The organism is Achromobacter pestifer (assembly GCF_013267355.1).
GTDB classification, from domain to species: domain Bacteria; phylum Pseudomonadota; class Gammaproteobacteria; order Burkholderiales; family Burkholderiaceae_B; genus Achromobacter; species Achromobacter pestifer_A.
Map to the genome: position 1 here is coordinate 3518723 of NZ_CP053985.1, position 15803 is coordinate 3534525.

Sequence of the window (15803 nt, forward strand, 5' to 3'; positions counted from 1 at the left end):
TATGGGGTGCGGCCTACTCGGCGGTTGCGCCGGACTTCTTGATCAGCTCGGCCCATTTGGCGCTGTCGCTGACGATGAAGGCGCCGAAGTCGGCGGGCTTGGTGAACAGCGCGTCCAGGCCCATTTTCTTGAACTGCTCCTGCACGTCGGGCGCCGCCTTTATCTTCTGCAGGGACGCCTGCAACCGGTCGACCACCGCCGACGGCGTGCCGGCCGGCGCCACGATGCCCAGCCAGGGCATGGCGTCGTAGCCGGGCAGGCCGGATTCCTCCACGGTGGGCAGGTCGGGCAGCACCGAGGACCGCGTCTTGGTGGTCACGGCGATCGGACGCACCTTGCCGCTATCGAGGAAGGGCTGGGCGGCCGCGATATCCACGAACAGCATGTCGACTTCGCCGCCCGCCAATGAGGTCAACGCCGGAACGCTGCCCTTGTAGGGAATGTGGGTCATCTTCAGGCCGGTCAGCGCGGCGAACAGCTCGCCCTCCAGATGGTTGGAAGTGCCGTTGCCGGAAGAAGCGAAGGTCGCCGACCTGCCGTCCTTCTTGAGCGCGGCGATCAATTCCTTGACGCTGGAGGCCTGCACCTGCTTGCCCGTCACCAGCACGTGCGGCACGCTGGCGATGAGCGAAACGGGCTGGAAGTCCTTGACCGGGTCGTAGTTCGCGGTGTTCTTGTACAGGCTGGGAGCGATGCCCAGGGACGACGCCGCCATCAGCAGCGTGTAGCCGTCGGCCGGCGCCTTGGCCACATAGGCCGAGGCGATCATGGTGCCGGCGCCGGGCTTGTTGACGACCACCACCGGTTGGCCCAGATCGCCTTGCAGCTTGGCCGCGATCTGGCGGGTCATCACGTCGGTGACGCCGCCCGGCGTGAAGGGCACCACGATGTTGATGGGCTTGTTGGGATAGTCCTGGGCGTGGGCGGCAGCGCCCGTGCAGATCAGGGTTGCGGCCAGGCAGTGCGATAGCCATTTCATGGGTTGTCTCCTGTGGTTTTCTAGGTGTGGTGTTCAGGCGGAGCCTGCGCTGAGGTTCCGGTGCCGGATCAGTCCCCAGACCATGTTGGCGTAGGGCATGTCCAGGTTCAGCTTTGCTGCGATCTCGATCATGGCGCCCATCAGGGCGTCGATTTCCAGCGGCTTGCCTTGTAGCGAGTCCTGCAGCATCGAAGTCTTGGCGGCGCCGGCGCTGGCGGCGGCCTGCATGCGTTGCTCCACCGTCACCGGCAGCGCAAGCCCGAGCGCCTGGCCCAGCGCCAGGTACTCGCCCAGCATGGCGCGCGCCAGTTTGCCGAGATGGGGATCCTGGACCATGGCTTGCATGGTGGCGTTGGCCAGCACGCTCAAGGGATTGAAGGTGGCATTGCCCATCGCCTTGGTCCATACCGCCTGGTGGATGCTGGGCGTGACTTCGCACTGCAGGCCCGACGCGTGCAACAGGCCCGCGAGCCGGACGGCCCGGGCGGAAATGCTGCCATCCGGTTCGCCGAGGATGAGGTTGTTGCGGGCGTTCTGCGCCGCGATGCCAGGAGCGGCGGCGTTTGCCGCGATGTACACCACCGAACCCAGTACGCGCTCCAAGGGCAGTGCGCGGCTGAGGAGGCCGCGGCCATCGACCGATTGCAGCGGCGTGTCCTCCAGGGGGCTGTCCAGCGTGGGCAGATACCACCAGGGGATGCCGTTCACGGCCGGGACTACGGCGCCTTGAGGCGCCAGCATCGGCGCCAGGTGCGCGGCGATATCGTCCAGCGCCTGTTGCTTGACCGCAAGAATCAGGTAGTCCGCGCCGCGAACCTGGCGCGGATCGTCGGTGGCGCGCACCGGGTAGTGGCGCGTGACGCCGTCAGCCGTCAAGCCGACGCCCTGCTGCCGCAGGGCGGCCAGCGTCTGTCCGCGGGCGACCATGGTCACGTCGCAACCCGCCTGGGCCAGGCGCGCGGCCAGCAGACAGCCGATCGCACCCGCACCATATACCGCGACGCGGCATTGATGAGCATCTTCCATTTCTACTCTGCGAAAAGTGGCCGCCAGGATGGCGGCGCGGTTGCCGCTATTCCTGGTATTCGGGCCGGATGCGTTGCAGCAGCCGGAGCAGGGGAGGCCAGTGCTTGTGGCGGGACGGGCGGTCGAGACGGTCGAACTGGCGGCCGACCTTCTCGGCGACGTCGGCCGAAGGCACAACCAGCGGCAGGCTGCCTGCCAGGGCCGCGATCTGCGCTTGGCAGGCGCGCTCCAGGTAGAACATGGCGTCGAAGGCGTCAGGAACGCTGGCGCCGCAGACCAGCAGGCCGTGATTGCGCAGGATCATCGCGCTGTGCGGACCCAGATCTGCGATCAGGCGCTGCTGTTCGTCCATGTCCAAGGCGACGCCCTCGTAGTCGTGGTAGCCGATGCGGTCGTGAAAGCGCATGGCATGCTGCGAAATCATGAGCAGACCGGCCTCTTGCGCGGACACCGCGATGCCGGCGGCGGTATGCGTGTGCATGACGCAGGCCGCGTCGTGGCGGACCCGATGGATGGCGCTATGGATGACGAAGCCGGCAGGGTTGATGCCCAGGCCGGTCTGGTCGAGCAGGATGTCGCCGTCTATGTTCACCTTGACCAGGTTGGACGCGGTGATCTCGTTGAACATCAGGCCGTAGGCATTGATCAGGAAATGCGGTTCGGCGCCGGGCACGCGGGCCGAGATATGCGTGTAGATGTGGTCGGTCATGCGCATTTCGACCGCGAGGTTGTAGGCGGCGGCAAGGTCTACCCGCACTGCCCATTCCTCGGCCGAAACCTGGTCCTTGATCGATGCCTCTTGCACGGCAGCTCCTCCGGTTTTGCATTCTTTTTTATCTGGCCGACGCCTTTGCTGCGTGGCGTCTTTCAACCGGAGTATAGGTTTTCCCGCCGCGGCCGACTAAGCAAACGTTTTGATGGAAACGCATAAATTCCATCAATGATTCGGCCTGGCCGGCATGCATGAAAAACCTTGATGGATATGCATAAAAACGTTTAGCTAGTGCGGTCAAAAGCCGCTACCTATACTGCTTTTCCTACCCATGGGCGCGCCCGCAAGGAGCCGGCGTGCCATTGAAAATCAGAAAAGCCGGAGGCTGGATGGACGCTGCAGGAAACCGCACGATCACGGATTTGCTCGATGAACAGGCGCTGTGCCATGGGCATAAGATCGCGATTGTGCATGAGTACCAGAATGGCGACATCAGCCAATTGAGTTTCATCCAATTGCGCGATGCGGCCCGCAGCTACGCAGCGGGCCTGCAGGCCCGTGGCGTGATGCCGGGCGACCGCGTATTCGTGTTCATGGGCAATACGGCGGAGTACGTGCCGCTGTGGATGGGCCTGATGCTGGCCGGGGCCGTCATCGTGGCGGGCAACATCCACCTGACCGCGTCCGAAGCGGCCTATCAGTTGGAGCACTGCCAGCCCGCGCTGGCGCTGGTCGAGCCGGCGCACGAGGCGCTGATCCGCGAAGTCTGCGCCGGGATGGAACAGGCGCCGGACATCGTGCCGGTGGCGCGCGGCAGCCTGGGGCCGGAAGGCCTGGGCGGCGCCTTGACGGGGTCGTCCGCGGACTACCATGCGCCGCCCCAGTGCGGCGACGATCTCGCGCAGATCCTGTACACCTCGGGCACCTCGGCGCGGCCCAAGGGCGTGATGCTGACCCAGGCCAACCTGCTGTGGTGCGGCCTGGCGGGCGCGGCCAACAGCGGCCTGAGCCGCGCGGATCGCGTGTTCAACAACAAGCCGCTGTTCCATGCGAACTGCCAGGAAACGGTGTTGTCCTGCCTGACGGCGGGCGCGACCGTGGTCATCGGCGAACGCTACAGCGCGACGCGCTACCTGCGCCAGCTCATCGAGCACCGCATCACGATCTGCAGCCTGTCCGGCATGCTGTGCCGTACCTTGCTGAATCAGCCACCCACGCCTTTCGACACGGCGCACCAGGTGCGTTACGCGGGCTATGCCATCAACATCTCGGAAGCCGAGATCGCCGCGTTCATCGAGCGCTTCCGCATCCCGCTGCGCAACGGCTACGGGCAGTCCGAGACCATGCTCTACATCACCTTGCAGCCGCATGCCTCGCCGTCCGCCTATCCGTCGATCGGGCGCGCCACTCCCGACCGCGAAGTGTTCGTGGTCGATGACGACAACCAGCCGCTAGCCGCGGGCGCCGTGGGCGAGATCGTGGTGCGCGGGCGCCCGGGGCGCACGTTGACCTTGGGTTACTACCGCGACCCGGCGGCGACGCAGGCCGTGTTCGAAGGCGGCTGGCTGCACACGGGGGATCTGGGCTACCAGGACGCCAAGGGGAATTTCTTTTTCTTCGGCCGCAAGAAGGAAGTGATCAAGCGGGCCGGCGAGAATATCTCGGCCGCCGAGGTGGAAGAGGCCTTGATGGGGCATCCCGCCGTGCGCGACGTGGCCGTGGTGGGCATACCCGATCCGGTGCGCGACCAGTCGGTCAAGGCCTTCATCGTGCTGCATGCGGGGCAACAGGCGGATACGGATGCCATCAAGGCTTATTGCGCCCAGCGGCTGGCGTACTTCAAGGTTCCCGAGCACGTGCAGTTCATGGCGGAGCTGCCGCGCAATGCCAGCGGCAAGGTCCAGAAACGCGCGTTGCTGGACGCCTGACGTTGCCGCGGACCGTCAGGCCTTGCCGGTGGCGGCCTTGCCCAGCCGGGTCAGGGCCTGGGCGACCTGATGGACGATGGACTGACCTTGGTTGCGGTGGATGGCGATGGTGAACTCCAGCGCAAGCGGCGTCAGCGCTGGATCCACCCGAGCCAGGGCACCTGTCCGCACCTGTTCGGCCACCATCATTTCCGGCAGCTGCGCGATGCCGCCGCCGGCTTCGACGACTTCGATCAGGCTGTTCAGGCGATTGCAGCTGCAGATATTGTCCAGGTTGGCGCCCATGTCGCGCAGCTCGTCCTGCGCCGGGCCGAAGAAGCCCGACGGGCGCGACACGCACCACAGCGGCTCGGTCTGCAATAACGATTGCATGGTGCGCGGTTGGCCCTCCGTGTCGGTCAGCAGTCGGGACGAAACCATCCACGACATGCGGGTCGTGCCCAGCGATTCGCAGATGAACTGGTCGTCGCGCAGATGATTGGCCATGATCGCGATATCCAGCGCGCCCGAGGTCAGGTGCTCTTGCAGCTTGACCGCAAGGTCCAGCTCGATCTCGTAGGAGACGCGCGGCAGGGCGCGGCGCAGCTCGGGCACCACGCGCGAAAACCAGGTCATGGAAATCTCGCCCATGCCGATGCGCACCGTGCCAGCCGCGTTGTTGACGGCCTCCGCGTCGGTGAAGGCGTCTTCCACCGCCAGCAGCAGCGGTTCCACGCGTTCGACGAAACGGCGCGCGGGTACCGTCAGCTCCAGGCGGCGGCCGCGCTTTTCGAACAGGGGGAAGCCCAGCGACTGCTCCAGTTCCTTCATGCGCGCCGACACGGCGGGTTGGGACGTGTGGAGCCGCTCGGCCGCGGCGCGGAAGCTGCCCAGCTTGGCAATCTGGCACAGGGTTTCGGCGTTGGTCAGATTCGGACGGGGCATGGGCGGATGTCGTGGTTTTGGGCCGTATGTTAAAGGAAACCGTCAGGAAATCCCGCGCGGCTCCGTGAAATCCGCCATTTCCCGCCACCCGGTCCGCCGATACACTGGCCGCTCGCCATCCCAACGAGACAGCCATGAGACATCTACTTTCCGCCCTGGGCGCAGCGCTTGCCTTCGCGCTTGGCGCCCAGGCGTCGGCCCAGCAAGCCCAGCCTGCGGCCTCCGTGCCGCGCGATCCGTTCTTCTGGCTGGGCGAGATCAACAAGGCCACCGCCGTCATCAACACCGACGAGGGGCTGCTGGACAAGTCCATGGCGCCGCGCCTGGCCGCGGGCGTGGCCAAGGTGATCAGCGACGGCAACCAGCCCGGCGCCAAGCGCCCGGCCAGCGTCATCACCTTCGAGCCGCTGTTGATCAAGGCGGCGGGCGAGGACGTGACGCTGCTGCACGCCGGGCGCTCCAGTCAGGACATGCATGCCACCTACCGTAGCGCCATCCTGCGCGACAAGCTGCTGGACCTGGCCGACCAGCTGAACGCCACGTCCAGGACCTTGGTGGAGCTGGCGGGCAAGCATGCCGCGACCGTGGTGCCGAACTACACCAACGGCGTGGCGGCGCAGCCCAACAGTTACGGGCACTACCTGCTGGGGCAGGCCGCCGGCCTGGCGCGCGACGCGCAACGCATCCGCGAGGCCTATGTGCGCATCGACCGTTCGCCGATGGGCACCACGGTGCTCAACGGCACCAGCTGGCCGCTGGACCGCAAGCGCATGGCGCAATACCTGGGCTTTGCCGCGCTGGTGGACAACGCCTATGACGCCTCGCAGATCTCGTCCATGGACCAGCCTGTGGAAGTCGCGTCCATCGTCACCAGCATCGCGCTGCGCACCGGCAACTTCATCGAGGACGTCATGACCCAGTACGCCCAGCCGCGTCCCTGGATCCTGCTGGAAGAAGGCGGCGGCAATACCTACGTGTCCAGCGCCATGCCGCAAAAGCGCAATCCTGGCCTGCTCAACGACACCCGCAGCGATGCGTCCACCGCCGTGACGCTGGCCATGGGACCGGTGGTGCAGACGCACAACATCACGCCCGGCATGAGCGACCCCAAGGACGTGAAGCAGAACTCGGCCATGGTGGACGCCGGGATTTCGGCGCTCAAGCGCTGGGACCAGGTGCTGAAAGCCATGGTCGTCAGCCCCGACCGGGCGCTGGAAGAACTGAACAGCGACTGGACGGCTTCGCAGGAACTGGCCGACGTGCTGATGCGCAAGTACAAGCTGCCGTTCCGCGACGGCCACCACTTCGCGTCGGAGGTCGTGAGCTACGCCAAGACCAACAACATCAAACCGCTGGACTTTCCCTACGAGCAGGCGCGCCGCATCTATGCGGACGCCATGAAGGACTCGAAGTACGGCAACGAACTGCCGATGAGCGAGGCGGAGTTCCGCTCGACGCTGGACCCGGTGGCCATCGTCAAGAACCGCGCCACCTCGGGCGGCCCGCAACCGGCGGAAATGGACCGCATGCTGAAGGAGGCGCGTACGCAGTTGTCTGAACAGGACACCTGGATCAAGGCGCGCCGCGCCCACATCAATGATGCGCTGGCGGAGCTGGACAAGAAATTCGGCGCGCTGGTGGCCAGCGCGCCGAAGGAGTAGAGCCAGTAGGGAGGGCGCTTCCCGGCCCTTGCCGGGAAGGCAGGGTCAGCCCCGGGCGGGTTAGCCCCGGGCGGGTCAGCCCCGGGCCGGGAAGGGCGCCGTGAAGCGGCGCAGCCTCAGCGCGTTGCTCAGCACGAACACGCTGGACAGCGCCATTGCGCCCGCCGCGAACACCGGCGACAGCAAGCTGCCGTTGACCGGGTACAGCAGGCCCGCCGCCACCGGAATCAAGGCCACGTTGTAGGCGAAGGCCCAGAACAGGTTTTGCTTGATGTTGCGGATGGTGGCCTTGGACAGGGCGATGGCGTTGGGCACCCCGCCCAGGTCGCCCGACATCAGCACCACGTCGGCGGCCTCGATGGCGATGTCCGTGCCGGTGCCGATGGCCAGGCCCACGTCCGCTTCGGCCAGGGCCGGCGCGTCGTTGATGCCGTCGCCCACGTAGGCGACGGGGCCGTACTGCTGCTTCAGGCGTTGCACGGCCGCGACCTTGCCGTCCGGCAGCACTTCGGCGACGACTTCGTCGATGCCAAGCTGGCGGGCGATGGCCTCGCCGGTGCGGCGGTTGTCGCCGGTGATCATGGCGACCTTCAGGCCCAGGTCATGCAGGGCGCGGATGGCGGCGGCCGTGGTTTCCTTGATGGGGTCGGCCACGGCGATCATGGCGGCCAGCTTGCCGTTGATGGCGGCGTACAGCGGCGTCTTGCCTTCGTCGCCCAGGCGCGCGGCGTCCGAACCGAAGGACTCGACGCTCAGGCCCAGTTCGCGCATGAAACGGTCGGCGCCGATCTCGACCAGGTCGCCGTCGACCTGGGCGCTGACGCCGAAGCCGGTGATCGATTCGAACTGCGAAATCGTGCCCAGCGCGATGCTCTCGGCGCGCGCCGCGTCCACGATGGCTTGCGCGATCGGGTGTTCGGACTTGGCTTCGACGGTGGCGACCTTGCCCAGCACCGCTGCGCGTTCGAAGCCCGGCGCGACGATCAGGTCGGTCAGCTCGGGGCGGCCCTTGGTCAGCGTGCCGGTCTTGTCCACAGCCACGACCTGGGCGTCCTTCAGCGATTGCAGCGCTTCACCCTTGCGGAACAGCACGCCCATCTGCGCGGCGCGGCCCGTGCCCACCATGATGGAGGTCGGCGTGGCCAGGCCCATGGCGCAAGGGCAGGCGATGATCAGCACGGCCACGGCATTGACCAGCGCGAAGGTCAGGGCGGGCTCGGGTCCGAACGTCAGCCAGATGATGAAGGTCACGGCGGCGGCCGCCATGACGGCAGGCACGAACCACATTGTGATGCGGTCCACCAGGGCCTGGATCGGCAGCTTGGAGCCTTGCGCCTGTTCCACCATGCGGATGATCTGCGCCAGCAGCGTGTCGCCGCCGACCTTGGTGGCGCGGAACGTCAGCGCGCCGTTCTGGTTGACGGTGCCGCCGACCACTTCGGAGCCGGGCTGCTTTTCGACCGGCACGGGTTCGCCGCTGATCATGGACTCGTCGATGTAGCTGTTGCCTTCCACGACCTCGCCGTCCACCGGGATGCGCTCGCCGGGGCGGACTTCGATCAGGTCGCCCGCCACCACTTCCTCGATGGCGAGTTCCAGCGTCGCGCCGTCGCGCACGACGCGCGCGGTCTTGGCTTGCAGGCCGAGCAGGCGCTTGATGGCTTCGGACGTATTGCCCTTGGCGCGGGCCTCCATGTAGCGGCCCAGCAGGATCAGCGCCACGATGACCGCGGCGGCCTCGTAGTAGACGTTGACCGTGCCGGCGGGCAGCAGTCCGGCCGCGAAGGTGGCGACCACCGAATAGGCATAGGCGGCGGACGTGCCCACCGCCACCAGCGAGTTCATGTCGGGCGCGCCGCGCAGCAGCGCGGGGATGCCCTTCTTGAAGAAGCGCAGGCCAGGGCCGAACAGCACGATGCTGGCCAGCACGAATTGCAGGTACCAGCTGTTCTGCGTGCCGATGGTCTCGGCGATGACGTGGTGGAACGCCGGCACGATGTGGGCGCCCATTTCCAGGATGAATACGGGCAGCGCGAAGATCGTGGCGACGGTCAGGGCGCGCTTGAGCGACTTCAGCTCGGCCGCCTGGCGTTCGGCCACGGCGTCGCTGTCGCTGGATTCTGCCGAGAGGGTTTTCGCTTCGTAGCCTGCCTTCGCCACGGCCTGGATCAAGGCGCTGGCGGGCACGCCGCCAGCGGCGGTGATGCTGGCGCGCTCGGTGGCCAGATTGACGCTGGCGTTGCTGACGCCCGGCACCGCCTTCAGGGCTTTTTCGACGCGGCCCACGCAGGAGGCGCAGGTCATGCCGGTGACCGACAGTTCAATCGTGGTTTCGGCGACGGTATAACCCGCCTTCTGCACCGCTTGCACGGCGGCGGCGACGTTCGGCGCGCCTGCAAACGTGATGTCGGCGCGTTCGGTCGCCAGGTTGACGCTGGCCTGGTTGACGCCCGGCACGGCCTTCAAGGCCTTTTCGACCCGGCCCACGCACGAGGCGCAGGTCATGCCTTCGATGGGCAGGCTGACCGCGACGCTGTCTGCTGGGATGGCACTCATATCCGCTCCTTGAAAACTTGGAATGTCCTGCTGATGGGTGCCACTATAAAGATTCCAATGATGTCAAGGTCAAGCGTTTGATCGAAAGGATCTTGACCGCGCTCAGCCCAGCCTGCCCAAGGCGGGGAAGGTCAGCAGCATCCAGATGGCGAAACGGGCCAGCTGGCCGGTGGCGATGGCCCATCCCATCACGATCAGGATCAGCCCGGTCAGGATCCGCAGGATCCGGCCGGCGCGCTTCAGGCCCTGCATGCGGCGCAGGAAAGGGCTCATGAACCAGGCGGCCGCTAAAAAGGGGACGCCTAGCCCCAGCGCGTAGACGCCCAGCAGGGCCACGCCCTGGCCCACGCTGGCCGACGCCGCGCCCAGCACCAGGATGCTGGCCAGGATGGGGCCGATGCAGGGCGTCCAGCCGAATCCGAACGCCAGGCCCAGGACCAGGGCGCTGCCGGGGCCGCCCTGACCCGCCGGATCGTAGCGATAGTAGCGCTGGGCCCAGGCAGGCAGGCGCAGGACGCCCAGCAGCAGCAGGCCCGCCAGCGCAATGATGGCGCCGGCCGCAAGGTTCAGTTCGTAGCGATAGGACAGCAGCAGGCGGCTCAGCGCCGTGACGCTGGCGCCGAAGATGACGAAGACGGTGGAGAAGCCGGCGACGAAGCAGGCCGCCAGTCCCAGCATGCGCCAGCGCAGCGCGCGGCCGCCGTCCGCGGCGGTGCTGGATCCGCCCGCGATATAGGACAGGTAGCCGGGAACCAGCGGCAGCACGCAAGGCGACAGGAATGAGGCGGTCCCCGCGATGAAGGCAGTGGCGAAGCCGATGAGGGACAGGTCAAGCATGGCGGGCCGCTGTCATCATGGCGCCGCGCCTTCGCGCTGGCGCTGGCGGGCCAGCGCGATGCCTTCGTTGACGGTGCGCGCCATGTCGCCGCCGGCGGGCAGCTTGGCCAACAGGCGTTGCCAGAAATCGATGGCTGCGGGAAAGTCGCGCTGGTCAAAGCGGCTTGCGCCCGCCAGCATCAGGGCCAGCGGCTCTTCGGGGTTGAGGTCCAGCGCACGCCGCAGCAACTGGTCAGGCTGTCCGCCGAACCCCCGGTTGGCGCTGAGCACCAGGGACTCGGCGTATTCGGCCAGGGCAGCCGGGTTGCCGTCCACCACCGGCGCGGCACGGGTAAAGGCCTGGACCGCGTCGGCGTGCCGCCCGAAATAGCGGTGGGACCGGGCCAGCATCAGCCATCCCTGATAGTCGTCGGGATTGCCGGCCAGCCGGGCCTCCAGTTTGGCCACCATGGCCTGGATGTCGGCGGCGGTGACCTCGGGCTGCACGGCGGGCGCCGGGGGTGGTGTGATGGCGGCCGGGTTGCCCAGCGCGGTGTAGGCAAGAATGGCGGCCAGGGGCAGTGCGATGGCCAGGCTCACGGGCAGCAGGCGGCCCCGGCCCGGCGCAACCGCAAGTCGTTGCGCCTCGGCGGCTTCTTCCAGCGCCAGCCGCTGCAATTCGGCACGCGCTTCCAAGAAGGCGTCTTGCGACAGGATGCCGTTCGCGCGGTCCCGTTCAAGCTCCTGCAACTGGTCACGCAGCACCGCCACGTTCGCCGCCCGGTGCTTGTCCGCGCCGCTCGCGGCGGGCGCGCGCCGCAAGGCGGCGATCAGCCATAGCGTGACCAGGGCGGCCATCAGCGCGGCCGAAAGATAGAAGAACTGTGTCATGTTCCGGATCCTTTTTCAGCTTCGATGCCTAGCAAGGCGTCGGCGGCCTGGCGTTCCTGGGGAGTCAGCGCAGGGCGGTCCTGCCGCATCCTGCGCCGGCGCAAGGCCACGGCCAGCGCGGTCAATCCGGCGGCCAGCAGCGCGGCCGGGCCGAACCAGAGCAGCAGCGTGGCCGCTTTCAAGCGCGGCCGGTAAAGGATGAAGTCACCGTACCTGGCCTCCATGTAGGCCAGTATCTCGGCTTCCGATTTGCCGGCGTCCAGCTGTTGACGGATCTGGTGGCGCAGATCGACCGCCAGGTCGGCGCGCGACGCGGCGATGGATTCGTTCTGGCAGACCAGGCAGCGCAGCTCCGAGGCGATCTCGTTGACGCGGCGGTCTTCGGCCGAACCATGGGCGCCCGAGCCGTAGCCCAGCGCCAGCGACAGCGCCAATGCGCGCAGGGCAGTCTTCATTGCAGCCCCCGGATCAGCGGCAAGAGGGTATCGCGCAGCGATTCCGCGCTCACCGGACCGATGTGCTTGTAGCGGATGATCCCGGTCTGATCGATGACGAAGGTCTCCGGCACGCCATAGACGCCGTAGTCGATGCCGACCTTGCCGTCGGTGTCGGACACGGACTTCTCATACGAATCGCCGTTGCGCGCCAGCCAGGCGATAGCCTCGGTCCGGATGTCCTTGTAGTTCAGGCCGATGACGGGCACGCCGTGTTGCGACGACAGTTCCTGGATGTAGGCGTGTTCCGTCAGGCAGGCATAGCACCAGGACGCCCATACGTTCAGCACCCATACCCGGCCTTTCATGCTCTCGGGCGTGAACGTCTTCTGCGGCTCATGCAGTTCGGGCAGGGCAAACGCGGGCGCGGGCTTGTCGATCAGCGGCGACGGCACTTCGGAGGGGTTGAGGGTCAGGCCTATTCCCAGAAAGAACACCAGCACCACGAAGCCCGCCAGGGGCCAGATGTAGCGGCTCATGGCCTGGCCTCCGCGGGCGTCTGCGGTCCTGTGCGTTGCGGCTGCTGTTTCTCGCGCCGCTTCAGGCGGTAGCGCGGATCGCTGATCGCCAGCAGGCCGCCCAGGGCCATGAGGATGCAGCCGCCCCAGATCCAGTCCACGAACGGCTTGTAATACAGGCGCACGCTCCAGGCGCCGTGCTCCTCGCGATCGCCCAGCGCGACGTAGACGTGGCGCAGGCCGTTGGCGGCGATGGCCGCCTCCGTCATCGGCAGCGCCGAGGACGCATAGGTGCGCTTTTCGGGGTGCAGGTCGCGCAGGCGCCGTTCGCCGCGGTAGAGCGTGAAGGTGCCCATTTCAGACTCGTAGTTCGGGCCGCGCACGCGCTCCACGCCCTTGAATTCGACGCGGTACGAGGCCACCGGCGCAGTCTGCCCAGGCTGCATCAGCAGATCCTGTTCGGTCTCGTAGCTGCTCACCAGCGCGACCGCGGCGACGAACACGGCCACGCCCAGATGGGCCAGATGCATGCCCAGCCAGCTGCGCGGTTGGCGCCACCAGCGCTCGCGCGCCGCGTGGAGGCGCTTCAAGACGTCCACGCCGATGGCGCCCGCCAGCCAGGCGGCCAGCCCCATCCCCAGCGCCGCACCCGCGGACCAGCGGCCGAACAGCCAGGGCGCGCCCGCGCCGGCCAGCACGGCCAGCAGCGCGGGAATCGTAAGGCGCTTGAGCAGGCTGGCGGCGTCGGCCGATTTCCAGTTGGCGATGGGGCCCACCGCCATGAGCAGCAGCGCCGGCACCATCAGCGGTACGAAGACGGCATTGAAGTAGGGCGGTCCGACCGACAGCTTGCCCAGGCCCAGCGCGTCGATGATCAGGGGATAGAGCGTACCCAGCAGCACGGTCGCGGCGGCCACCGCGAGCAGCACGTTGTTGATCAGCAATAGCGATTCGCGCGACACGAACTCGAACTGGCCGCCTTGTCCTATCCGGGGCGCGCGCAAGGCGTACAGGAACAGGGAACTACCGACGACGGCCGTGAACAGCGCCAGGATGAATACGCCGCGAGCCGGGTCCGTGGCGAACGCGTGCACCGAGGTCAGCACGCCCGAACGCACCAGGAACGCGCCCAGCAGGGCCAGCGCAAAGGTGCCGATCGCCAGCAGCACCGTCCAGCTCTTGAAGCCGCCGCGCTTTTCGGTCACGGCCAGGGAGTGGATCAGCGCCGTGCCGGCCAGCCAGGGGATGAAGGAGGCGTTCTCCACCGGATCCCAGAACCACCAGCCGCCCCAACCCAACTCGTAGTAGGCCCACCAGCTGCCGACCGCGATGCCCAGCGTCAGGAACAGCCAGGCCGCCGTGGTCCAAGGGCGCGACCAGCGGGCCCAGACCGCGTCGAGATTGCCCGACAGCAGCGCGGCGATGGCGAACGCGAACGCCACCGAGAATCCCACATAGCCCATGTACAGCAGCGGCGGGTGGAAGATCAGGCCGATGTCCTGCAGCAGCGTGTTCAGGTCCAGTCCGTCGGCTGGGGCCGGTGTCAGGCGTTCGAATGGATTCGAGGTCAGCAGCACGAACAGCAGGAAGCCCGCGCTGATCAAGCCCAGCACGCCGAGCACGCGCGCGACCATGGCATCCGGCAATTGCCGCGAAAACACGCTGACCGCGCAGGCCCAGCCCGTCTGCATGAAGATCCACAGCAGCAGCGAGCCTTCATGCCCGCCCCAGGTGGCCGCGATGCGGTAGAACAAGGGCAACTGGGAATTGGAGTTGTAGGCCACATAGGCCACCGAATAGTCCTTGGCCGCGAACGACCAGACCAGCGCCGCCAGGCTGAAGGACACCAGCAGGAACTGGATCTGCGCGGCGGGCCGCGCAATGGCGATCCAGTCCGCACGGTCCAGGGCCGCGCCGCGCAGCGCGAGTACGCCTTGCGCCAACGCCACGAAGAGCGTCAGGATCAGGGCGAAATGAGCAAGTTCCGGAATCATCGGGGGCGGACCTCCTGGGGTACGGCCTTCAGTGCGGCCTGATCGATCGCGTGCTGCGCCTCGGGCGGCATGTAGTTCTCGTCATGCTTGGCCAGCACTTCTTCGGCGCGGAACAGGCCATTGCCGTCCAGCCTGCCCTGCGCCACGACGCCCTTTCCTTCGCTGAACAGGTCCGGCAGGATGCCTTCATAGGCCACGGGGACCGTGTGGGCCGTATCGGTCACGACGAAACGGACGGTCAGCGTGCCCGGCGTGCGCTGCACGCTGCCGGCTTCGACCATGCCGCCCACGCGGAAGGCGCGTCCTGCCGGCGCTTCGTTGTTGCTGACCTGGGTGGGCGTGTAGAAGAACACCAGATTGCTCTGGAAGGCGTTCAGCACCAGGGCGCTGGCCACGCCCACCGAGGCCAGGCCGCCCAGCGCCAGCCACAAGCGCCGTGTCCGCTTATGCATCGCCGGCCTCCCGATATTCAGCGACAGGGCGCGGACCCGCCAGGAGCGCGCGGCGGCGGCGCGCCAGCAGCAGCTGCTCGCCGCCCAGCAGGAACGCCGTCATCAGCAGCGATCCCCACACATAGACCGCATAACCACCCATGGCGAGGAACTCGCCCAGACTGGACCAGTGCATCATTCGCTACTCCATTGTTCGCGGATCCAGGCCGCGTGCCGCTCGCGTTCGAGCACCATGCAGCGCAGGCGCGCCAGCGCCGTTGCGATGCAGTACATCCACGCGGCCAGGGACATCAGCAGCATGCCGGTGAGCATGATGCCGGCCATGCTGGGGGCGGCGGTCAGGGAAACCGACGCGCCCTGGTGCAAGGTGCTCCACCATTGCACCGAGAAATAGATGATGGGAATGTTGACCACGCCGGCCAGCACCAGCACCGATCCCGCACGGTCGGCGCGCTGCGGGTCGTCGATGGCTGCCTTCAATGCGATGTAGCCCGCATACAGGAACAGCAAGATCAATTCCGAGGTCAGCCGCGCATCCCAGACCCACCAGGCGCCCCACATGGGCTTGCCCCACAGCGCGCCGGTCCACAGCGACAGAAACGTGAACAGGGCGCCGGTCGGCGCCAGCGCGGCAATCATCATGGCCGACAGCCTGCTGTTGAATACCAGATGGATCAGGGCCCAGAACGCCATTACCAGATACACGAACATCGACATCCAGGAGACCGGGACGTGGACGAAGATGATGCGGTAGCCCTGGCCCTGCTGGGCGTCTTCGGGCGCGGCCAGAAAGCCGACATAGAGGCCTGCCGCGGCCAACAAGACCGCGGCCGCCGTAAACCAGGGAATCGCCTTTCCGGCCAGCGGATAGAAGGTTTTGGGCGAGGCATAGTGAAACCAGCGGATCATGGG

At 67.0% G+C, this 15803-nt stretch carries 15 protein-coding genes; 2 read left to right on the forward strand and 13 right to left on the reverse strand.

The window, feature by feature from the left end:
- Positions 1 to 13: 13 nt before the first annotated feature.
- The 3 genes from FOC84_RS16995 to FOC84_RS17005 are packed head-to-tail and all read right to left on the reverse strand — an operon-like array spanning position 14 to position 2810.
- Positions 14 to 979, reverse strand: coding sequence for a Bug family tripartite tricarboxylate transporter substrate binding protein (locus tag FOC84_RS16995; RefSeq protein WP_173145451.1), 966 nt, complete (start codon positions 977 to 979; stop codon positions 14 to 16).
- A gap of 33 nt (positions 980 to 1012) precedes the next feature.
- On the reverse strand, positions 1013 to 2005 hold the full coding sequence (locus tag FOC84_RS17000; protein ID WP_173145452.1) for a ketopantoate reductase family protein: 993 nt from the start codon (positions 2003 to 2005) through the stop codon (positions 1013 to 1015).
- A gap of 46 nt (positions 2006 to 2051) precedes the next feature.
- The gene (locus FOC84_RS17005; RefSeq protein ID WP_173145453.1) at positions 2052 to 2810 is read right to left on the reverse strand and encodes a class II aldolase/adducin family protein; all 759 of its coding nucleotides are present in this window, start codon (positions 2808 to 2810) and stop codon (positions 2052 to 2054) included.
- Between the two features lie 296 nt (positions 2811 to 3106).
- Between FOC84_RS17005 and FOC84_RS17010 the strand changes: the two genes are divergently transcribed.
- Positions 3107 to 4645: an AMP-binding protein gene (locus FOC84_RS17010; protein ID WP_173145454.1), complete on the forward strand. Its 1539-nt coding sequence runs from the start codon at positions 3107 to 3109 to the stop codon at positions 4643 to 4645.
- A gap of 15 nt (positions 4646 to 4660) precedes the next feature.
- Here the strand turns inward: FOC84_RS17010 and FOC84_RS17015 are convergent, their stop codons facing one another.
- A complete protein-coding gene (locus FOC84_RS17015) occupies positions 4661 to 5569 on the reverse strand; it encodes a LysR family transcriptional regulator (protein WP_173145455.1) in 909 nt (302 codons plus the stop codon).
- A gap of 134 nt (positions 5570 to 5703) precedes the next feature.
- On the opposite strand from FOC84_RS17015, the gene FOC84_RS17020 reads away from it, so the two are divergent.
- Complete coding sequence (locus FOC84_RS17020) at positions 5704 to 7230, forward strand: argininosuccinate lyase (RefSeq protein WP_173145456.1); 1527 nt, start codon at positions 5704 to 5706, stop codon at positions 7228 to 7230.
- Between the two features lie 75 nt (positions 7231 to 7305).
- On the opposite strand, the gene FOC84_RS17025 is transcribed toward FOC84_RS17020, so the two are convergent.
- The 9 genes from FOC84_RS17025 to ccmC all read right to left on the reverse strand — a co-directional run bounded on the left by FOC84_RS17025 (position 7306) and on the right by ccmC (position 15800).
- A complete protein-coding gene (locus tag FOC84_RS17025; RefSeq protein ID WP_173145457.1) occupies positions 7306 to 9786 on the reverse strand; it encodes a heavy metal translocating P-type ATPase in 2481 nt (826 codons plus the stop codon).
- A gap of 102 nt (positions 9787 to 9888) precedes the next feature.
- A complete protein-coding gene (locus tag FOC84_RS17030) occupies positions 9889 to 10623 on the reverse strand; it encodes a cytochrome c biogenesis CcdA family protein (RefSeq protein ID WP_173145458.1) in 735 nt (244 codons plus the stop codon).
- 15 nt (positions 10624 to 10638) lie between these two features.
- Positions 10639 to 11493 (reverse strand): c-type cytochrome biogenesis protein CcmI, encoded by an 855-nt coding sequence (gene ccmI, locus FOC84_RS17035; protein WP_173145460.1) that lies wholly within the window; start codon positions 11491 to 11493, stop codon positions 10639 to 10641.
- Positions 11490 to 11948 (reverse strand): cytochrome c-type biogenesis protein, encoded by a 459-nt coding sequence (locus FOC84_RS17040; protein ID WP_173145462.1) that lies wholly within the window; start codon positions 11946 to 11948, stop codon positions 11490 to 11492. The genes ccmI and FOC84_RS17040 overlap by 4 nt, the downstream gene beginning before the upstream one ends.
- On the reverse strand, positions 11945 to 12466 hold the full coding sequence (locus tag FOC84_RS17045; protein WP_173145464.1) for a DsbE family thiol:disulfide interchange protein: 522 nt from the start codon (positions 12464 to 12466) through the stop codon (positions 11945 to 11947). The genes FOC84_RS17040 and FOC84_RS17045 overlap by 4 nt, the downstream gene beginning before the upstream one ends.
- A complete protein-coding gene (locus FOC84_RS17050) occupies positions 12463 to 14439 on the reverse strand; it encodes a heme lyase CcmF/NrfE family subunit (RefSeq protein ID WP_173145466.1) in 1977 nt (658 codons plus the stop codon). The genes FOC84_RS17045 and FOC84_RS17050 overlap by 4 nt, the downstream gene beginning before the upstream one ends.
- Positions 14436 to 14891 (reverse strand): cytochrome c maturation protein CcmE, encoded by a 456-nt coding sequence (gene ccmE, locus FOC84_RS17055; protein WP_173145468.1) that lies wholly within the window; start codon positions 14889 to 14891, stop codon positions 14436 to 14438. Before ccmE ends, FOC84_RS17050 begins: the two co-directional genes overlap by 4 nt.
- Complete coding sequence (gene ccmD, locus FOC84_RS17060) at positions 14884 to 15069, reverse strand: heme exporter protein CcmD (protein ID WP_367949495.1); 186 nt, start codon at positions 15067 to 15069, stop codon at positions 14884 to 14886. Before ccmD ends, ccmE begins: the two co-directional genes overlap by 8 nt.
- Positions 15066 to 15800 carry a heme ABC transporter permease CcmC gene (gene ccmC, locus FOC84_RS17065; RefSeq protein ID WP_173145471.1) on the reverse strand — a complete coding sequence of 245 codons (735 nt, stop codon included), beginning with the start codon at positions 15798 to 15800 and terminating at the stop codon, positions 15066 to 15068. The genes ccmD and ccmC overlap by 4 nt, the downstream gene beginning before the upstream one ends.
- Positions 15801 to 15803: the final 3 nt, after the last annotated feature.

What these genes read in the sequence shown, in the direction of transcription:
- FOC84_RS17050 (WP_173145466.1), bottom strand. Translation starts at nt 14,439, where the DNA reads ATGATTCCGGAACTTGCTCATTTCGCCCTGATCCTGACGCTCTTCGTG.
- FOC84_RS17015 (WP_173145455.1), bottom strand. Translation starts at nt 5,569, where the DNA reads ATGCCCCGTCCGAATCTGACCAACGCCGAAACCCTGTGCCAGATTGCC.
- ccmE (WP_173145468.1), bottom strand. Translation starts at nt 14,891, where the DNA reads ATGCATAAGCGGACACGGCGCTTGTGGCTGGCGCTGGGCGGCCTGGCC.
- ccmD (WP_367949495.1), bottom strand. Translation starts at nt 15,069, where the DNA reads ATGATGCACTGGTCCAGTCTGGGCGAGTTCCTCGCCATGGGTGGTTAT.
- FOC84_RS17025 (WP_173145457.1), bottom strand. Translation starts at nt 9,786, where the DNA reads ATGAGTGCCATCCCAGCAGACAGCGTCGCGGTCAGCCTGCCCATCGAA.
- ccmI (WP_173145460.1), bottom strand. Translation starts at nt 11,493, where the DNA reads ATGACACAGTTCTTCTATCTTTCGGCCGCGCTGATGGCCGCCCTGGTC.
- ccmC (WP_173145471.1), bottom strand. Translation starts at nt 15,800, where the DNA reads ATGATCCGCTGGTTTCACTATGCCTCGCCCAAAACCTTCTATCCGCTG.
- FOC84_RS16995 (WP_173145451.1), bottom strand. Translation starts at nt 979, where the DNA reads ATGAAATGGCTATCGCACTGCCTGGCCGCAACCCTGATCTGCACGGGC.
- FOC84_RS17030 (WP_173145458.1), bottom strand. Translation starts at nt 10,623, where the DNA reads ATGCTTGACCTGTCCCTCATCGGCTTCGCCACTGCCTTCATCGCGGGG.
- FOC84_RS17020 (WP_173145456.1), top strand. Translation starts at nt 5,704, where the DNA reads ATGAGACATCTACTTTCCGCCCTGGGCGCAGCGCTTGCCTTCGCGCTT.
- FOC84_RS17010 (WP_173145454.1), top strand. Translation starts at nt 3,107, where the DNA reads ATGGACGCTGCAGGAAACCGCACGATCACGGATTTGCTCGATGAACAG.
- FOC84_RS17040 (WP_173145462.1), bottom strand. Translation starts at nt 11,948, where the DNA reads ATGAAGACTGCCCTGCGCGCATTGGCGCTGTCGCTGGCGCTGGGCTAC.
- FOC84_RS17045 (WP_173145464.1), bottom strand. Translation starts at nt 12,466, where the DNA reads ATGAGCCGCTACATCTGGCCCCTGGCGGGCTTCGTGGTGCTGGTGTTC.
- FOC84_RS17000 (WP_173145452.1), bottom strand. Translation starts at nt 2,005, where the DNA reads ATGGAAGATGCTCATCAATGCCGCGTCGCGGTATATGGTGCGGGTGCG.